Origin of the sequence: Curtobacterium sp. MCBD17_013, assembly GCF_003234565.1 — a bacterium.
Classification (GTDB): Bacteria; Actinomycetota; Actinomycetes; order Actinomycetales; family Microbacteriaceae; genus Curtobacterium.
This window is the reverse complement of record NZ_QKTU01000001.1, coordinates 103,282-120,242: the sequence shown is the minus strand read 5'-3', so window position 1 is coordinate 120,242 and position 16,961 is coordinate 103,282. Positions and strand designations below refer to the sequence as shown.

At 72.8% G+C, this 16,961-nt stretch carries 15 protein-coding genes; 6 read left to right on the top strand and 9 right to left on the bottom strand.

The genetic code is table 11. From position 1 onward, the window contains the following. Window positions 1–99: 99 nt before the first annotated feature. The 5 genes from DEI81_RS00495 to DEI81_RS16105 all read left to right on the top strand — a co-directional run bounded on the left by DEI81_RS00495 (window position 100) and on the right by DEI81_RS16105 (window position 5,585). Entirely contained in the window at window positions 100–1,089 is a 990-nt protein-coding gene (locus DEI81_RS00495) for a 3-oxoacyl-ACP synthase III (protein WP_258368452.1), read from the top strand. Then, window positions 1,086–4,055: an alpha/beta fold hydrolase gene (locus DEI81_RS00490; protein WP_258368384.1), complete on the top strand. Its 2,970-nt coding sequence runs from the start codon at window positions 1,086–1,088 to the stop codon at window positions 4,053–4,055. Before DEI81_RS00495 ends, DEI81_RS00490 begins: the two co-directional genes overlap by 4 nt. Next, the gene (locus DEI81_RS00485) at window positions 4,052–5,020 is read left to right on the top strand and encodes an NAD(P)-dependent oxidoreductase (protein WP_111008556.1); all 969 of its coding nucleotides are present in this window, start codon (window positions 4,052–4,054) and stop codon (window positions 5,018–5,020) included. The genes DEI81_RS00490 and DEI81_RS00485 overlap by 4 nt, the downstream gene beginning before the upstream one ends. A 19-nt stretch (window positions 5,021–5,039) precedes the next feature. After that, on the top strand, window positions 5,040–5,294 hold the full coding sequence (locus DEI81_RS00480) for a hypothetical protein (protein ID WP_111008555.1): 255 nt from the start codon (window positions 5,040–5,042) through the stop codon (window positions 5,292–5,294). A gap of 144 nt (window positions 5,295–5,438) precedes the next feature. Next, the gene (locus tag DEI81_RS16105; RefSeq protein WP_181435281.1) at window positions 5,439–5,585 is read left to right on the top strand and encodes a hypothetical protein; all 147 of its coding nucleotides are present in this window, start codon (window positions 5,439–5,441) and stop codon (window positions 5,583–5,585) included. A gap of 164 nt (window positions 5,586–5,749) precedes the next feature. On the opposite strand, the gene DEI81_RS00475 is transcribed toward DEI81_RS16105, so the two are convergent. Together DEI81_RS00475 and DEI81_RS00470 are read right to left on the bottom strand one after the other, a co-directional pair. After that, window positions 5,750–6,652 carry an ROK family protein gene (locus DEI81_RS00475; RefSeq protein ID WP_181435280.1) on the bottom strand — a complete coding sequence of 301 codons (903 nt, stop codon included), beginning with the start codon at window positions 6,650–6,652 and terminating at the stop codon, window positions 5,750–5,752. 116 nt (window positions 6,653–6,768) lie between these two features. Then, window positions 6,769–7,584, bottom strand: coding sequence for a DeoR/GlpR family DNA-binding transcription regulator (locus DEI81_RS00470; RefSeq protein WP_111008553.1), 816 nt, complete (start codon window positions 7,582–7,584; stop codon window positions 6,769–6,771). Window positions 7,585–7,691: 107 nt separating this feature from the next. On the opposite strand from DEI81_RS00470, the gene DEI81_RS00465 reads away from it, so the two are divergent. After that, window positions 7,692–9,011, top strand: coding sequence for an alpha-glucosidase/alpha-galactosidase (locus tag DEI81_RS00465; RefSeq protein WP_111008552.1), 1,320 nt, complete (start codon window positions 7,692–7,694; stop codon window positions 9,009–9,011). Between the two features lie 106 nt (window positions 9,012–9,117). Here the strand turns inward: DEI81_RS00465 and DEI81_RS00460 are convergent, their stop codons facing one another. The 7 genes from DEI81_RS00460 to DEI81_RS00430 all read right to left on the bottom strand — a co-directional run bounded on the left by DEI81_RS00460 (window position 9,118) and on the right by DEI81_RS00430 (window position 16,960). Further along, a complete protein-coding gene (locus DEI81_RS00460; RefSeq protein WP_181435279.1) occupies window positions 9,118–10,287 on the bottom strand; it encodes an FAD-binding oxidoreductase in 1,170 nt (389 codons plus the stop codon). Then, entirely contained in the window at window positions 10,284–11,354 is a 1,071-nt protein-coding gene (locus tag DEI81_RS00455) for an amidohydrolase family protein (RefSeq protein ID WP_111008914.1), read from the bottom strand. The genes DEI81_RS00460 and DEI81_RS00455 overlap by 4 nt, the downstream gene beginning before the upstream one ends. Before the next feature lie 82 nt (window positions 11,355–11,436). Then, on the bottom strand, window positions 11,437–12,336 hold the full coding sequence (locus tag DEI81_RS00450; RefSeq protein WP_111008550.1) for a carbohydrate ABC transporter permease: 900 nt from the start codon (window positions 12,334–12,336) through the stop codon (window positions 11,437–11,439). After that, complete coding sequence (locus DEI81_RS00445; protein ID WP_111008549.1) at window positions 12,336–13,274, bottom strand: carbohydrate ABC transporter permease; 939 nt, start codon at window positions 13,272–13,274, stop codon at window positions 12,336–12,338. The genes DEI81_RS00450 and DEI81_RS00445 overlap by 1 nt, the downstream gene beginning before the upstream one ends. Window positions 13,275–13,283: 9 nt before the next feature. After that, window positions 13,284–14,621, bottom strand: coding sequence for an extracellular solute-binding protein (locus DEI81_RS00440; RefSeq protein WP_258368383.1), 1,338 nt, complete (start codon window positions 14,619–14,621; stop codon window positions 13,284–13,286). Between the two features lie 356 nt (window positions 14,622–14,977). Then, a complete protein-coding gene (locus DEI81_RS00435) occupies window positions 14,978–15,982 on the bottom strand; it encodes an aldo/keto reductase (RefSeq protein WP_111008548.1) in 1,005 nt (334 codons plus the stop codon). Window positions 15,983–15,985: 3 nt separating this feature from the next. Continuing rightward, window positions 15,986–16,960: an N-acetylglucosamine kinase gene (locus DEI81_RS00430; protein ID WP_111008547.1), complete on the bottom strand. Its 975-nt coding sequence runs from the start codon at window positions 16,958–16,960 to the stop codon at window positions 15,986–15,988. Between the last annotated feature and the right edge of the window lies 1 nt (window position 16,961).

Genomic DNA, 16,961 nt, shown 5'->3' with positions numbered 1-16,961 from the left:
GTGTCAACCGTCACAGACCGCCCCGCAGCCACCCCAGAGACGCGCCGGGCCGACCTCCCCGCCCCCGGCAACGCCACCACCCGTCACGAGAACGTCGGTCTGCTCGCCGTCGCGACCACGATCGCCGATCGCGTCACGACGTCCGCGGACATCGAGGAGCGCCTCCACCCCGTGCTCCGACGCCTCCGCCTCCCGAAGGGCCTGCTCGAGCGGGTCGCGGGCGTCAAGGAGCGTCGGAACTGGGGCCCCGAGCAGAGCTTCGACGAGGCCGCGATCGACGCCGCCCGCCGGGCGCTCGCCGAGGCCGGGATCCGTCCGGACCAGGTCGGGCTGCTCATCAACACGTCGGTGACCCGCCCGCACCTCGAGCCGAGCGTCGCGGTCCGCCTGCACCACGGGCTCGGGCTGCCGACGTCGGCGATCAACTTCGACATCGCGAACGCGTGCCTCGGGTTCGTCAACGCGATGAGCGTCGCCGCGGGCATGATCGACTCCGGTCAGATCCAGTACGCGGTCGTCATCGACGGCGAGGACGCCGACCAGGTCCAGCTCAACACGATCGCGCGCCTGAGCGAGGGCGGTCGGAACCGCAAGGACTTCATGAGCGAGTTCGCGAGCCTCACCCTCGGTTCCGGTGCCGCGGCCGCCGTGCTCGGCCCGATGGACGTCCACCCGGAGGGGCACCGCATCCACGGCGGCGTCACCCGAGCCGCGACCCAGTGGTACGACCTCTGCGTCGGCAGCGTGGACGGCATGTTCACCGACGCCAAGGCCCTGCTCCGCGGCGGCGTCGAGCTCGTCGTGTCCGCCTGGAACGAGGCCAAGCGCGACTGGAGTTGGGGCGGCATGGACCGCTACATCTTCCACCAGGTGTCGGACATCCACATGAAGGCGATCGTCGAGGCCATCGACATCGACCGCGACCGCGTCCCCGTGACCTACTCGCGGTACGGCAACGTCGGTCCGGCCTCGATCCCGATCACCTTGGCCGAAGAGGTCCAGGCCGGCAACGTGCGGCGCGGCGACCGCGTCCTGCTCGGCGGCGTCGGCTCCGGCCTCAACACCGCCATGATGGAGATCGACTGGTGAGGTCCGGCCTGCCGCGCGCCGCCGCGGCGACCGCGCCCGCCGCGCTCCCCCCGCACCTCCCCGGACTCGACCCCGCCTGGTCGCGCCTCGTCGCGACCGCCGCGGTCGGGCCCGAGCACGCGGCGGGAGGCCCGTCGCCCGCCACGCGCACCTGGCACCTGCTCGACAACGCGGGACAGCTCGCCGAGCTCAGGGTCGAGCCCGTCGGCACCGTCCTCTGCGTCCACGGGAACCCGACCTGGTCGTACCTCTGGCGCAGCGTGCTCACCGCCGCGACCGAGACCGCCCGGGCCGGCGGTCCGGCCTGGCGCGTGGTCGCCGTCGACCAGCTCGACATGGGGTACTCGGAGCGGAGCGGTGTGCCCCGCGGACTCGCGCAGCGCGTCGCGGACCTCGGCGCCCTCACCGACGAACTCGGCCTCACCGGTCCCGTCGTCACCCTCGGGCACGACTGGGGCGGCGTCGTGTCCCTCGGCTGGGCCGTGGACCACCCGGAGCTGCTCGCCGGCGTCGTCGTGTGCAACACCGCCGTGCACCAGCCCGCCGACGCCCCGATCCCCGCGCCGCTCCGGCTCGCCCTGCGGCCGTCCGTGCTCGGGCGCGCGACGGTCCTGACACCCGGGTTCCTCGAGACGACGCTCGCGATCGCCCACCCGCCGCTCCCCGCTCCCGTGCGCGACGCCTACCGTTCGCCGTACCGCGGCGCCGACCGACGGGGCGGCATCGGCGGGTTCGTGGCGGACATCCCCGTCGACGACCGCCACCCGAGCGCCGTCGAACTCGACCGCATCGCCGAGGGCGTCCGCGCGCTCGGCGTCCCCGCCCTCGTGCTGTGGGGCCCGCGCGACCCGGTGTTCCTCGAGCGCTACCTCGACGACCTGGCGACGCGGATGCCGCGCGCCGACGTGCACCGCTTCGAGGGCGCCGGACACCTGCTGCCGGAGGACGTCGACGTCGCCGGGGCCGTCCTCGCGTGGCTCGGCGACCGTCTGCCGGACGGGCAGGAGGCCGCCGGGGCGGGTGGGGGCCTCCCGCCCGATGCCGACACCGACGCCGACGCCGACGCCGACGCGAGCCGACCGGTGTGGGCGGCCCTCGACGAACTCGCCGACGCCGACGACGTCGCCCTCGTCGAGATGGCGCCCGGCGGCGGCCGTCCCCCGCGCTCCGTCAGCTGGCGGCTCCTGAGCCGTCGCGTCCGCGAGATCGCCGCCGGCCTGGCCGACGCCGGGGTGCAGCGCGGCGACCGCGTGTCGCTCCTCGTGACGCCGGGCGCCGACCTGACCGCCGTGCTCTACGCCTGCGTCCGCATCGGGGCGGTCGTCGTCGTCGCCGACGCCGGCCTCGGAGTCCGCGGGCTCACGCGGGCCGTGCGTGGCGCCCGACCCGACTGGCTCGTCGGCGCGCTCCCCGGGCTCACCGCCGCCCGCGCGCTCGGCTGGCCGGGTCGACGCATCGCCACGCCCTCGGTCCCCCCGGCGGCCCGTGTCGCCCTCGGCGTGGAGCACACCCTGGGGGAGCTCGCCAGGCGCGGCGCGGCGCGGCTCCGTGCCGGTGTCGCGCTGCCCGCGGCACCCGTGCCGACGGACACGGCCGCGGTGCTGTTCACCTCGGGATCGACCGGACCCGCGAAGGGCGTCGTCTACACGCACGCGCAGCTCGCCGCCGTCCGGGACGCCCTCGCGACGCAGTACGGCGTCGGCGTCGGCACCGGGCTCGTGGCGGGGTTCGCGCCGTTCGCCCTGCTCGGACCCGCGCTCGGCGCCCGTTCGGTGACGCCCGACATGGACGTCACGGCGCCCCGGACCCTGACGGCTCGCGCGGTCGCCGCTGCGGCTGCCGCCGCCGCCGCCGCCGCCGGCTCTCCCCTCCGCGAGATCGCAGTCGTTGCCGCTCAGACCGGGTCGGGAGCGGCAACGACTGCGATCTCGGCGGAAGGAACCGGGGGGACCGAAGGGACCGGCCGGACCGAGCCCAGCGGCGAGGGCGTCGTCGTGTTCCTGTCGCCCGCCGCGCTCGCCAACGTCGTCGCCACCGCCGATGCGCTGACCGCCGAGGACCACGCCGCACTCGGACGCGTGCGGCTGTTCCTGTCCGCGGGCGCTCCCGTGCCCGAACCGCTCCTCGCCGAGGCCGCTCGACTCATGCCCGCCGCGAGCGCCCACACGCCGTACGGCATGACCGAGGGGCTGCTCATGACGGACATCGACCTCGCGGGCATCCGAGCCGCCGCGGTGGGCCCCGCCCACACCCCGGCGAGATCGCAGTTGTCGCCGGTGTCGCAGGGGTCAGAACGGCAAGGACTGCGATCTCGCGGAAGGGGGACCGGGGCCGGGGCCGGGACCGGCGGGGGCGTGTGCGTCGGGAGGCCCGCCGCGGGTGTCGCCGTGCGCATCGCACCCCTCGACGACCTCGGCGCGGCGGCGGGTCCCCTCGGCACCACACCGGAGGTCACCGGCGAGATCGTCCTCGCTGCGCCGCACGGCAAGGACCACTACGACCGGCTGTGGCTGACCGACCTCGCGGCGCGGCGACAGGTGAGCACGGACCGTCGCTGGCACCGCACCGGCGACGTCGGACACCTCGACGCCGACGGACGCCTCTGGGTCGAGGGGCGGCTCCCCCACGTCGTCGCCACCGCGTCGGGCGTCGTCACCCCCGTCGGACCGGAGCAGCGCATCGAGTCCGTGCCGGAGGTCGACCGCGCGGCCGTCGTCGGCGTCGGCCCCGCCGGGACGCAGCAGGTCGTGGCCGTCGTCGAGACCACCCCGGCGGCGCGACGGCCGCACCTGGCCGACCCCGCGCTCGCGGAGCGGGTCCGGGCGACCGTCGGCGTGCCGGTGGCGGCGGTGCTGGTCGTGCCGCGCCTCCCGACCGACATCCGACACAACTCGAAGATCGACCGCACGCGCGTGGCGCGCTGGGCCACCGGCGTGCTCGCGGGGGGCCGGATGGTGCGACCGTGAGGGTGCTCGTGACGGGCGCGAGCGGGTTCCTCGGCCGCGCCGTGGCCGCCGCGGTCCGCGACGCCGGTCACACGGTGCACACCTTCCAGCGGCGCCCGTCCGGCGTCCTCGGCCTGGAGGACCGGCTCGGCTCCCTGACGTCGGCCGCCGACGTCGAGGCGGCCGTCGCCGACACCGACGCGGTCGTGCACCTCGCGGCGAAGGTGTCGCTCGCGGGCGACCCCGCGGACTTCGCGCGCGTCAACGTCGAGGGGACGCGGACGGTGCTCGCCGCGGCCCGCTCGGCGGGGGCGTCCCGGTTCGTGTTCGTGTCCTCGCCCTCGGTGGCGCACGCCGGCGCCTCGATCGTCGGGGACGACGCCGCGCCCGCCGATCCGTTCCGCGCACGTGGGGACTACGCCCGCACGAAGGCGCAGGCCGAGCTCGCTGCGCTGGCGGCCGACGCTCCCGGGTTCGCCGTCGTCGCGGTGCGCCCGCACCTGGTGTGGGGTCCGGGCGACACCCAGCTCGTCGGCCGGATCGTCGAGCGCGCCCGGACGGGGCGGCTGCCGCTGCTCGACGCCGGGGCGGCCCTGATCGACACGACGTACGTCGACAACGCGGCGAGCGCCATGGTGGCCGCACTCGACCGGGCCGAGGACGTCCACGGCAACGCGTACGTCGTCACGAACGGCGAGCCACGCCCGGTGGCGGAACTCCTGGCGGGGATCTGTCGGGCGTCGGGCGTGCCGGCCCCGACGCTGCACGTGCCGGCGGGGCTCGCCCGGGTCGCGGGGTCCGCCGTCGAGGCGCTGTGGCGCGTCCGGCCCGGGCGCGACGAGCCGCCGATGACGCGGTTCCTGGCCGAGCAGCTGTCGACCTCGCACTGGTTCGACCAGCGGCGGACCCGGGCCGACCTCGGGTGGACGCCCGCGGTGTCGCTCGACGAGGGGTTCCGGCGGCTCGCGGCCGTGCCCGGGCGTTGACCTCTGGTTGACTCGTCGGGTGTCCCGACGTCGACGCCCGCTGGCCCGTCTCCTCGCGGCGGCGGCGGTGCTCCTGGTCCTCGCGGGCACCGCGGTCCTCGTCCTGCGCGTCCATGCGTCGCGCGAGGGCGGTGCCGTCCGGTACACCAGCCGCCCGCCCCTCGTCGATGCGGTCCAGGTCGACAACGCGCTGGCGACCCTGGCGCTCCTGCTCGTCCTCGCGGCGGTGGTCTGCCTCGTCGTCGCAGCGGTGCGGGCGCTCCGGCGGCGCTGACGCCGCGACCGAACCGGGTTCCGGACATCCCGCCGCGCATCGGCGCGGCTCGTCGTCCGTACTGCGGCTCAACGCCCGCGATGGACCGTGACGGGAGCACACGGGAGGCGCTAGCCTCGCGACCACCACGAGGGGGCAGTCAGCATGCGGATCATCACCATCGCAGCACGAACGGCAGCGTGGCTGCTCAGCACCGCAGTGAAGACGGTCGGCGGGATGCACGGCGTGAAGCCGTTCGCCGACGAGTCCGCCGCGGCACTGTACCGACGACGGGGCGACTACCGGCCGTAACGCGCTTCGGGCGGGCGCGAGGCTTCCGGAAGGGCGCGCGTGGACGACGACTGCGCTGTCGTCGCGACTGCACTGTCGTCGCGACGGCGCAGTCGTCGTCCAGGCGCGCAGTCGTCGTCCAGGCGCGCAGTCGTCGTCCAGGCGCGCAGTCGCCCGGGATCGGGTCAGCGCTCGAGCGTCAGCGCTGCCGCGACGGCCCCGAGCACGCCCGAGTGGTCCCCGAGCGCCGGCTGCGCCAGGAAGTCCGGTGCGTCGAGCGACGCGGCGTGCCCCGCGCCGGGCCCACCGGACAGGATCGGCAGCTGCGCCCGCACGGCATCGAACAGCCCCGGGGACTTGAGCACCCCGCCGCCGACGACGAAGCGCTGCACGCCGGCGGTGATCGCCGCCGTGAGGGCGAGCTGCGCGATGTAGGAGCCGAGCATCTCGTACGCCAGGGCCTGCTCCTCCGGGTCGGTGAACGAGGAGGCGTCGTGTCCCCATCGACCGATCACGGCCGGCCCGGACGCGAGCCCCTCGAGGCAGTCGCCGTGGAACGGGCAGCTGCCGACGAAGTCGTCCTGCGGGTGCTTGCGGACGATGACGTGCCCCATCTCGGGGTAGCCGTTGCCGTGCAGCAGTCGGCCGCCGAGCGCGAGGCCGACGCCCACGCCGGTCCCGAACGTCGCGTACCCGACGCGGTCGACGTCGCGCCCCGCGCCCCAGGTCGCTTCGCCGAGGGCCGCGCTGCCCACGTCGGCCATGATCACGGTCGGGACCCGGGAGGCGAGGGGGATCCGTCCGAGCAGGTCCTGGTCCGCCCATCCCGGCTTGGGCGTCCCGGTGACCCAGCCCCAGCGGTCCTCGGCGGGGTCGACGTTGACGGGGCCGAACGACGCCACCCCGAGCGCGGTGACCGGCTCGGACGACGACGCCTCGGCCTCGTCGAGGAAGGCGTTGATCGCGGTGGTGGTCTCGTCGGGCGTGGTCGTGGGGATCCGGGTCGTGCTGAGCAGCCGCTGGGGGTCGTCCTCGGAGACCACCCCGCAGATGACCTTCGTCCCGCCCGTCTCGATGCCTGCGATCACGTGTGTCTGCTCCTTCGGTCGGCGTCGTTGCTCGCCGTGCTCGTGTTCGATCGGTTCCCAGGATGGCACGACCCCCGCGGGGACGAGTGCCGGGCGACCGGTCCCCCGGCCGGCCCTCACGCGTCGGCGACGTGCACCCGGACCCCGGCGTCCCGGAGCTCCTCGAGCGCGGCCGGGTCGGCGGTCGAGTCCGTCACGAGGTCGTGGACCTGGTCGCAGGTCGCCACGCTCGCCAGCGTCACACGCCCCACCTTCGAGCCGTCGGCCACGACGACCGTGCGTTGCGCGTGCGTCACCATCGCGTGGTTCGTGCGGGCCTCGACCTCGTCGTGGGTGGTGGCTCCGGCCGCGGCGGTGATGCCGTCGACGCCGAGGATCGCGGTGCCCACGTTGATCGCGTTGAAGGTGTTCTCCGCGAGCACGCCGACCAGTTCGAACGAGTGTGGTCGGACGAGACCGCCCGTCATGATGACCTGCAGGGTGGGTCGCGACGCCAGCTGTGTCGCGGTCGTGAGGGAGTTGGTCACGATGGTGAGTTCGCGGCGCGTGGCCAGCACCCGCGCCACCTCGGTCGTCGTGGTGCCACCGGAGAGGGCGACGACGTACCTGCCCGACGGGATGAGTTGCGCTGCTCTCCGGGCGATCAGCGCCTTCGCCTCACGGAAGCGGGTGTCCTTCAGCTGCACCGGGAGTTCGATCGCGGTGTCGAAGGTCTTCGCACCGCCGTGGGTACGACGCAGGAGTTGCTGGTCCTCGAGGTCGGCGAGGTCGCGCCGGATCGTCGCCGGGGACACCGCGAGCTCCGCCGAGAGCGACTCGAGACTGAGACTTCCGCTCTCGGCCAGGCGCTCGAGGATGGCGAGCATGCGCTGCGATCGTTTGACCGAGGTCGCGCGCGGGTGCGGGTCCGCCCGGCCGCCCTGGTAGGTCATGCCTCGATGCTACTGGGAGCGCGCACTCGCTCATTCCTGTTGTCCACTTGCGGGTGTTCCGCGCGAAACCGTTGGTGATCCGCGCACTGCTGACGAGGATCAGCACCATGACACGGGTTACCTTCATCGGCGCCGGCAGCGTCGTGTTCACGCGCCAGCTGCTGACCGACCTCCTCCGCTTCCCCGAACTCGCCGACGTCACCGTCGCGCTCCACGACGTCGACCCCGACCGACTCGCGGTGGCCGAGGGCACCGCGAAGCAGGTGAACGAGCGGCTCGGCGCGCGCGCCACGATCGTCGCGAGCCTCGACCGCAGACTGGCCCTCGAGGGCAGCGACTTCGTCGTCAACATGGTGCAGATCGGCGGCATCGACGGCACCCGGAAGGACCTGGAGATCCCGGCGCGCTACGGCCTGCAGCAGACGATCGGGGACACCACCGGTGTCGGCGGTGTCTTCCGCGGCCTCCGGACGTTCCCGTTCCTGACCGCCCTGACCGCCGACATGCGAGCGGTGTGCCCCGACGCCCTCCTCATGAACTACACCAACCCGATGGCGATGAACGTGTGGTGGCTGTCGGTCGTCGCGCCGGACATCCGGTCGGTCGGTCTCTGCCACAGCGTCTACTGGACCGCCCACGAGCTGTGTGAGCTCGTCGGCGTCCCGCTCGAGGGCACGCACTACCGTGCTGCGGGCGTCAACCACCAGGCGTGGTTGCTCGAGTGGTCCCGCGACGGCGAGGACCTGTACCCGCGACTGCGCGAGCGGATCCGCTCCGAGCCGGAACTGCAGCGACGCGTCCGGGTCGAGATGTTCGAACGGTTCGGGTTCTACCCGACGGAGACCAGCGAGCACTCCTCCGAGTACCTGTCGTGGTTCCTCCGCTCCCCAGAGCAGATCGCCCGGTACCGGATCGAACCGCTCCAGTACCTCGACATCAGCGCAGCGAACGTCGACGAGTTCGAGGACGCACGGACACGCCTGGCCTCGGGGACCGATCTCGAACTCCACGACAACGGCGCCGCCGAGTACGCACCGCTGATCATCCACTCGATGGTGACCGGCACCGAACGGGTCATCCACGCGAACGTGCCGAACCGCGGGCTCATCGACGACCTGCCGACCGGCGCCGCCGTCGAGGTGCCGTGCACGATCGACGCGGGCGGCCTCGCGCCGCACCGCATCGGGAACCTGCCGCTGCAGTGCGCCGCGCAGAACCGCAACTACGTGTCGGTCGCCGAGCTCGCCGTGGCCGCGGCGCAGACCGGCGATCCCCTGCTCGTGCGCCAGGCCGTGCTCCTCGACCCGAACGCGAGTTCGACCCTGACGCCCGAGCAGATCTGGGCCATGTGCAACGACCTCGTGGACGCGCACGGCGACCTCTTGCCCGAGCCGCTCCGGGTGCACGTCCCGTCGACCTGGTCGTGACCCGCGCCGTGCCCCTGCCCACTCGGTGGGGGCACGGCGCGGCGGATCGCTGCGCCGTTCGCCGAGCCGCCCCGGGGACCGGTGGTCCGCGGGGCGGCTCGGAGGTTCACTCCCCCGGAGCGTCCTCGGGCACGTCGACGGGCACCCGGAGTGGATCGACGAGGTCGGCCACCGGGTGGACGGGGCCGCCGAGGACCTGATCGGCGAGCACCTCGCCGAGGAGGGGGCCGAGTGTGAGCCCCCACGAGCCGAACCCGGTGGCCACGAACACGTCGTCCAGCCGCGACCGCCCGACCAGCGGGAACCCGTCGGCCGAGGCCGGACGCAGCCCGACGCGGGTCTCGACGATCCGCGCGGCGGTGAGCCCTGGCGCGACGCGGAGCGCGTCCTGCAACACCGTCCGTTGGTCGCCCGCTCGGACCTCGGCGTCGTGGTCGGGGCTGGTCTCGTGGGTCGCACCGGCGACGATGCGTCCTCCGCTGAACCCGATGACGTACGGTCCGGCGAAGGTCTTGAGGACCGGGAGCCGCTCGGTGGGCAGCCACCCCGCCGCGAGGTGCACGATCTGACCGCGGTCCGCCGTGACGGAGGTCGGCACGCCCACGGTCGTCAGCATCGACGAGGACCAGGCCCCGGTCGCGATCACGACGGTGTCGGCGACCACGGGCGCCCCGTCGACCTCGACGATGGCCCGGGATCCGGCACGACGGAGCTCCGCGCGTCCGGGCACGACCTCGACCCCCGACCGGACCGCGGCATCCAGGAGCACAGCCGTGAGCGCGTGGCCGTCCACCCTGGCGGTGCCGGCGAGCAGGAGTCCCTGCAGGTCGGGATCGACCGCGGGCCATCGCTCGCGGAGTTCCCGGCCCTCCAGGAACACGGGCGCCTCGCCTGCCGCTCCGCCGGGGTCCCGTTCCGCCGCCCGTGCGGCCAGGGCCGCGAGTGCGCCGCGTTCCTCCTCGTCGGCGGCCACGACGACCTCGTCGACGATCGCGTAGTCGGCGCGCGTGGTGGCGTCATCGCCGAGGTCGCGCAGGAGGCCCGGGTACCGGGCGACGGCCGCGTCGACCAGGCGCGTCCACCGCGGGTCCGTGTCGCCCGGCGCCAGGCCGAACGGCGAGATGATGCCGGCTCCCGCGGTGGTCGCTCGGCCGGGGAGCCCCGCGTCGACGAGGGTGACCGCGACACCGCGCTCGGCGAGCCGCAGTGCGACGCTCGTTCCGGAGATCCCGGCGCCGAGCACGACGACGTCGGCCACCCGGCGTCCCGCGGTCACAGGCCCAGCACGCGACGGGCGTTGCCCGCGTACACCTGCTCGAGCGAGGAGCCGCTGAGTCCCACGCCCGACACCTGCCAGCGCCCCTGCGGCGGCACGGCGGCGCCGGGTGCGTAGTCGAAGCTCTCGTCCTCGGTCTCGAGGAAGCGGTAGAAGAGCGCGTAGGCCTCCGCGTCGACCGGGTAGACGTCCGATCCGAACAACACGCGATCGGGGAACCGCTCGACGAGGGCGCGGAACCGGCGGGGCTGCCGACCCAGCTCGGCCATCCGACCGCCGGTGTCCACGGTGAAGTTCGGCGCGCGCTCGAGGAGCCGCTCGACCCGGTCCAGGTCCTCGGCGACGCACCCGACGTGCGCGCCGATGTAGGTCGTCTGCGGGGTGGCGACCACGAGGGCATCCAGGGCGTCGAGGATCCGGTCGAACGTCGGGAAGACCGAGCGGTCGCCGAACCACCAGTCGCGCTCGTGCCCCAGTTCGTCGAGCCGTTCGTTGTGCTCGTCGAGCGGTTCGAAGAACGCCATCGGGTCGGCCACGTGGATCAGGACCGGCAGGCCGATGTCACCGGCGTGACCGAGGACGCGCACCACGCGGGGGTCGTCCGGCAGGATCACGGCGCCGTCGGCGTCGTGCACCCGCAGCCCGAGGTTCTTCCACACCTTCAGACCGCGTGCACCACGCCGCTTGCTGTCGTCGAGGGAGGCGAGCAGCCGCTCCTCGCCGTCCGGTTCGCCGAGGAGCGGCCAGTCCAGCTGGCAGAACGTCACGAACCGCCCGGGGAACGCACGGTCGTACCGCTCGACGTTCGCGTCCACCTCGTCACCCCACATGCCGTCGAGGTTCACGACGGTGGCGACGTTCGCGGCGTCCATGGTGCGCACGAGGTCGGCCGGGTCGGTGATCATCCAGTCGCCGTCGTCGCTCAGCCAGCGTCCGAGGTGGTTGTGGACGTCGATGCAGGGGACGGCGCTCCGCGTGACCGTGGTGTGCGGCAGGCGGACCTGCGCGCGCGGCCGCCAGTCGGTCAGTCGTAGCTCGGCGACGCGGTCCCAGTCGGGTGTTGCCATCATTCCTCCTCCGGACGGCGCGCGGTGCGCCGTCGTCCTCGCTCGCTCGCTCGCGGGCTGCGTCGAGACATCCAGTGCTGCGTCATCCCTTCAGGCCCGCGAAGGTCATCGTCGCGACGAACTGCTTCTGCGCGGCCAGGAAGAACAGGATCAGCGGCAGCGTGGCGATCACGTTGCCCGCCATGAGCAGGGACCACTCCGTACGTCGCGAGCCCTGGAAGTTCGTCAGGCCGAGCTGCAGCGTGAACGCGTGCTCGTTGTTGATCGCGATGAGCGGCCAGACGAGGTCGTTCCAGGAGCCGAGCAGGGTGAAGATCGCGAGCGTCGCCAGCGCCGGCCGGGCCAGCGGCAGGATGATCCGGAAGAACACCTGGAGGCGCGTGCACCCGTCGATGAGGCCGGCCTCCTCGAGTTCCGCGGGGAGCGACAGGAAGAACTGCCGCATCAGGAAGATCCCGAACGCCGAGGCGAGCCACGGGACGATGGCCGCGCCGAGGTGGTCGATGAGCCCGACCCGGGCGAACATGACGTACGTCGGCACCATGAGCAGCTGTGTCGGGATCATGATCGTGGCGAGGACCGCGAGGAACGCGAACGAGCGGCCCGGGAACGGCAGCCGCGCGAAGCCGTAGCCGGCGAGCGAGCACAGCACGAGGTGGGAGCCGACCGCCGCCGCGGACACGATGACGGTGTTGAGCAGCCAGTGCAGGATGTCCGACTGCGCGAACAGCTGCCGGAACCCGTCGAGCGTCACGTGCGAGGGGATGAAGGCCGGCGGGAACGCGTTGATCTCGGCGGCCGGTTCCACCGACGTGATGAACATCTCGAGGAACGGCAGGAGGAACAGGAACGCCACCGGGACCAGCAGGAAGTGCCAGCCGCTGAAGGGGAGCCTCCGGCGCCGGCGGGCGAGCGGCGCGGGGAGCGGCCGGGTCCGGGTGCGCCCGTGCTCGGCGGACAGGGTGGGGAGGTCGATGGCCATCAGCGGGACCGCCTTCCGGAGGTGCGCGTGTACACGGTCACGGACACCGTGAGGATGAGGGTGACGAAGAACATCGCGTACGCGATCGCCGAGCCGTAGCCGAACTGGAGGCCCTGGAACGAGACCTTCCAGAGGTAGGAGACGATCGTTTCGGTGGCGTCGAGCGGCCCGCCGCGGGTGGTGGCGTACACGAGGTCGAACAGCTGGAGCGCCTCCAGGGCCTGGTAGATGCCGACGAACACCGTGACGGGCGCGAGCGACGGCCACACCACCCGCCAGAAGACCTGCCACGAGTTCGCCCCGTCGATCCGAGCCGCCTCGATGACGTCACCGGGGACGTCCTGGAGCGCGGCGAGGTAGATCACCGTCGTGAACGCCGCCTGGCCCCACAGGGACATGATCGTGACGACGATCATGGCCTCGTGGCGGTCCTCGAGCCATCCCTGCTGCGGCAGGTGCACCACCCGCAGCACGTTGTTGACGAGCCCGAACTGCGGGCTGAAGAGGTAGGTGGTCAGGATGCCGGTGGCGGCCGCCGACGCGACGAACGGCACGAAGATCGCCGTTCGGTAGAGGCCGATGAACCGGATCCGCCGATTCAGCGCCACGGCCAGGAACAGCCCGAGGAGCACCGATGCCGGCACGAACAGGACCGTGTAGAGCAGCGTGTGCAGGACGGCGGCGTGCAGTTCCCCGTCCGAGAGCAGCGCCTGGTAGTTCTGCGCCCCGACGGAGACCGCGGCGCTGAACCCGTCCCACTTCTGGAACGAGAGGACGAGGGCCCACACCCCGGGGAAGACGGTGAGCCCGAGCACGATGACGAGGGCAGGGGTGACGAACCCCCAGCCTTCCAGTCCGTCCCGGAACGACCTCCGCCGGCGTCCGGCGGCGGCCGCCGCCGTGGTGGTCTCCCGTGGTCGGAGCGCGAACGTGGTCACGGTCGCCTCCTACTTGCCCGCGAGCGCTTTGTCGGCTGCGACGGTGGCCGTCTTCAATGCTGACGAGGGCGTCCCCTGGCCCTGCAGGACCTGTGACACCGCGGCACCGACCGCTTGGGACAGCCCGTTGTACCCGGGGACCGTCGGCCGGGCCTGCTTGGCGTTGGCCGAGTTCTGCTCCATCACCTCGAGCCCGGGGAGCGCCGTGACCTGCTGCTGGAACTCGGCACTGTCGGCCTCGCTCGAGCGGAGCGGCAGGTTGCCGTACGACACGTTGAACTGCTCGTCCTGCTCGTCCGACGTCAGCCACTGGGTGAACCGCTCGGCCCAGTAGGCACGGTCGGCGTCGTGGTGGTCGAACAGGGTCCACAGGTCGGGTCCGGACACCGTCTGGTGGTCGCCGTTCGTCCCGGGGAGCCGCACCACGCCGTACGAGGTCCCCGCGGTCTTGAGCGCCGACAGTTCCCAGGGGCCGGAGGTGATCATGCCGATGTGGTTGCTCTCGAACAGCTGCGCGAACTTCGTGTCGGTCTGGTCGAGGTAGACGCTCTTGTCGGTGATCGCGAGGTCACGCAGGTAGGTGAGGGCGTCGACGCCCGCCGTCGAGTCGAACGTCGCCTTCTTGCCGTTGCTCGACAGGATGGACCCACCGTTCTGCCAGAGGTGCGGCCACAACTGCCAGGTCGTCTCCTCGCTCCCCGACACGGAGTAGCCGTAGCCGTAGGTGTTCGTCCCCGGATCGGTGAGCTGCTTCGCCGCCTTCCGGAAGTCGGCCCAGGTCCAGTCCGCCGTCGGGTAGGCGACGTGCGCCTTGTCGAAGACGGTCTTGTTGTAGAGCAGCGACAGGTCGTCGACGACCGCGGGGAACCCGATCGTCTTCTTCCCGGTCGGCCGGGCGGTGGCCCGCGCCGCGGCGGAGAACTCGTCCCACCCGACCGACGGCTTGGCGACGTCCTTCGTGATGTCGAGCGTGCGGCCGGACTGCTCGAGCTGGCTGGCCCACGATCCGTACGTGTAGGAGACGTCGGGGTAGGTGCTCGCCGCGAAGGACGCGGAGAGCTTCTGGAGGAGCTGGTCGGTGGACGAGGCGCCCGAGGACAGGTCGATCGAGACGTTCGGGTGCTGCTGCTCGAACTCCGACACGAGGTGCTGGAGGATCTGCTCGGCCTGGTCGTCCTGGCCGGACCAGACGGTCAGGTGCACCTTCGCCTTCGTGTCGAGGGCGCCCGACGAGGTGGACGAGGCGCAGCCGGTGAGGGCGGCCGCGATCGCGACCGTGGCGACGCCGAGAACGGCGCCACGACGGAGCACGGCGGCACCCCGGCGGTTGATGGTCCTGGGGAACACGTGAACTCCTTCGTTCAAGCGGGACGCGACGGCGCCGTCGGACGGGGCCGCGCGAGTCGTCCTCGGCACCCGTCACGGCCACGCGTGGCGCGGGGCCTGAGCGACCTCGTCGGAGCGGCGAGCCGGTCGGTGGTGCCGCGGTGGAGGGAACGCTATTGCACCGTTCGAACGACTGGCAATCAAACGAGCACCAGCACTGATCGGTTCTGGTCCACAGGCCCGCGAAACAAGCAGGAAACATGCGCTGACACTGCCGCACGGTCGCAGAACTGTACGAATGCGCAGTCAGAAGGGGTCGTCGGTGACACCGACGACCCCGTCGTGCTTCGCCCCGGTGGACGGATCGGGCCCTCAGCTCACGCGGCCGTGCCGTCGACCGCGTACGGCTCGATCGCGGCGAGTTCCGCAGGGGTGAGCGGCGGAGCCGTCGCCGCGCGGAGGTTCTGCTCGAGCTGCGGCACGCTGGAGGCCCCGACCAGTGCCGACGCGACCTCCGGGTGGCGCAGGACCCAGGTCAGGGCGAGCTGCGCCAGCGTCTGCCCGCGGTCCGCCGCGATGACGGCGAGCGCGCGAGCGCGGTCCCGGTAGGGGCCGTCGAGGGCGGACGCCGGGAGGTCGCGCCCGGCCACGACACGCGAGTCACCCGGGATCGTGGCACCGAGGTAGCGATCCGTGAGCAGCCCCTGCGCGAGCGGTGAGTACACCACCGCTCCCGTGCCGAGTTCCGCGAGCGTCGGGATCAACGCGTGCTCGGCCTCCCGGTCGAACATCGAGTACGGCGGCTGGTTGACCAGGAGCGGCACGCCGAGGTCGGCGAGCGCCGCGGCCGCACGCCGGGTCTGGTCGGCGTCGTGGTTGGAGACGCCGACGTAGAGTGCCTTGCCGCTCGTGACGGCGGACGCCAGGGCGCCCATCGTCTCCTCGATCGGCGTGTCCGGGTCGTACCGATGCGAGTAGAACACGTCGACGTACTCGAGCCCGAGCCGCCCCAGGCTCTGGTCGAGTGAGGCGATCATCGACTTGCGGGACCCGAACTCGCCGTACGGCCCGGCCCACATGTCGTACCCGGCCTTCGTCGAGACGATCAGCTCGTCGCGGTGGTGGCGGAGGTCCTCCCGGAGCACCCGGCCGAACGTGACCTCGGCGCTGCCGTACGGCGGCCCGTAGTTGTTCGCGAGGTCGAAGTGGGTGACGCCCAGGTCGAACGCCCGACGGACGATCGCCCGCTGTGTCGCGTACGGGCGATCGTCCCCGAAGTTCTGCCACAGACCTAGGGCGATGGCCGGGAGCAGCAGTCCGCTCCGCCCGACCCGGTTGTACGGCATGGTGTCGTACCGCGTCACCGCTGCGGTGGAGGACATGGATCAGACCGTCCGACCGGCGGACAGGCGTGCCAGTGCGGCCTCGCCGAGGGGCTGTCCGGCCAGCTTGGCCGCGTGGAGGGCGGCGCCGATGTCCGAGGGGAACCGCGGGCTCCGCACGTCGTACCGGTCCGACCGAGCGCGGAGGGCGCGCTCGAACCCGCTCCGGACGAGCTCGGCCCTGAAGACGCCGCCCGAGTACGACACGGGTACCAGCTCGTCCGCGCCGAACCCGAGGTTGCGCTTCGTCGCCTCGACGAGTTCCACCAAGTGGTCGACCGCGCGCTCGACGATCCGCGTCGCGGCGGCGTCGTCGTCCTGCGCCGCCTCGACGACGAGGCGGGACAACGACGCGATCCGGCCGCGGCTCCGCCCCCACCGGGTGAGCACCACGTCGATCATGTCCAGGTCCGTCTCGACCCCGACCGCCTCACGGACACGGTCGTGCAGCGAGGTGCGCGGCAGCCGTCCGTCACTCATGCGGGCGAACGCGAAGAGCGCCTCCAGGCCGATCCAGTACCCGGACCCCTCGTCGCCGAACAGCTCCCCCCAGCCGCCGACACGCGACGACGCCCCGGCCCGTTCGCCGTAGGTGAGGCTGCCCGTCCCGGCGACGACGTTGATCCCGTCGGCGTCGGCGAGGGAGCCGGCCCAACCCGCGATCATGTCGTTGCCGCACCGGTACCGGTCGTGTCCGAGCGCCTGCGCAGGAAGCTCGTCGAGGACGGCCACCTCGTGACTGGCCTCGCCGTAGGTGGGGATCGCGATGAACGCGTAGGTGATGGCATCGGCGGTGGTCCCCGCCGCCGCCGTCACCGCGGCGACGCCCTCGACGAGCACCTGCCGCACGTGCGGCAGCCCGTGCTCGAGGTGGTAGGCGCTCGCGCCCTCGACCGCCCCGAGTTCCCGTCCGTCGTCGTCGAGCAGGACGAAGGCGGTCTTCGTGCCCCCGCCGTCGACGCCCAGGAATACCGCCACG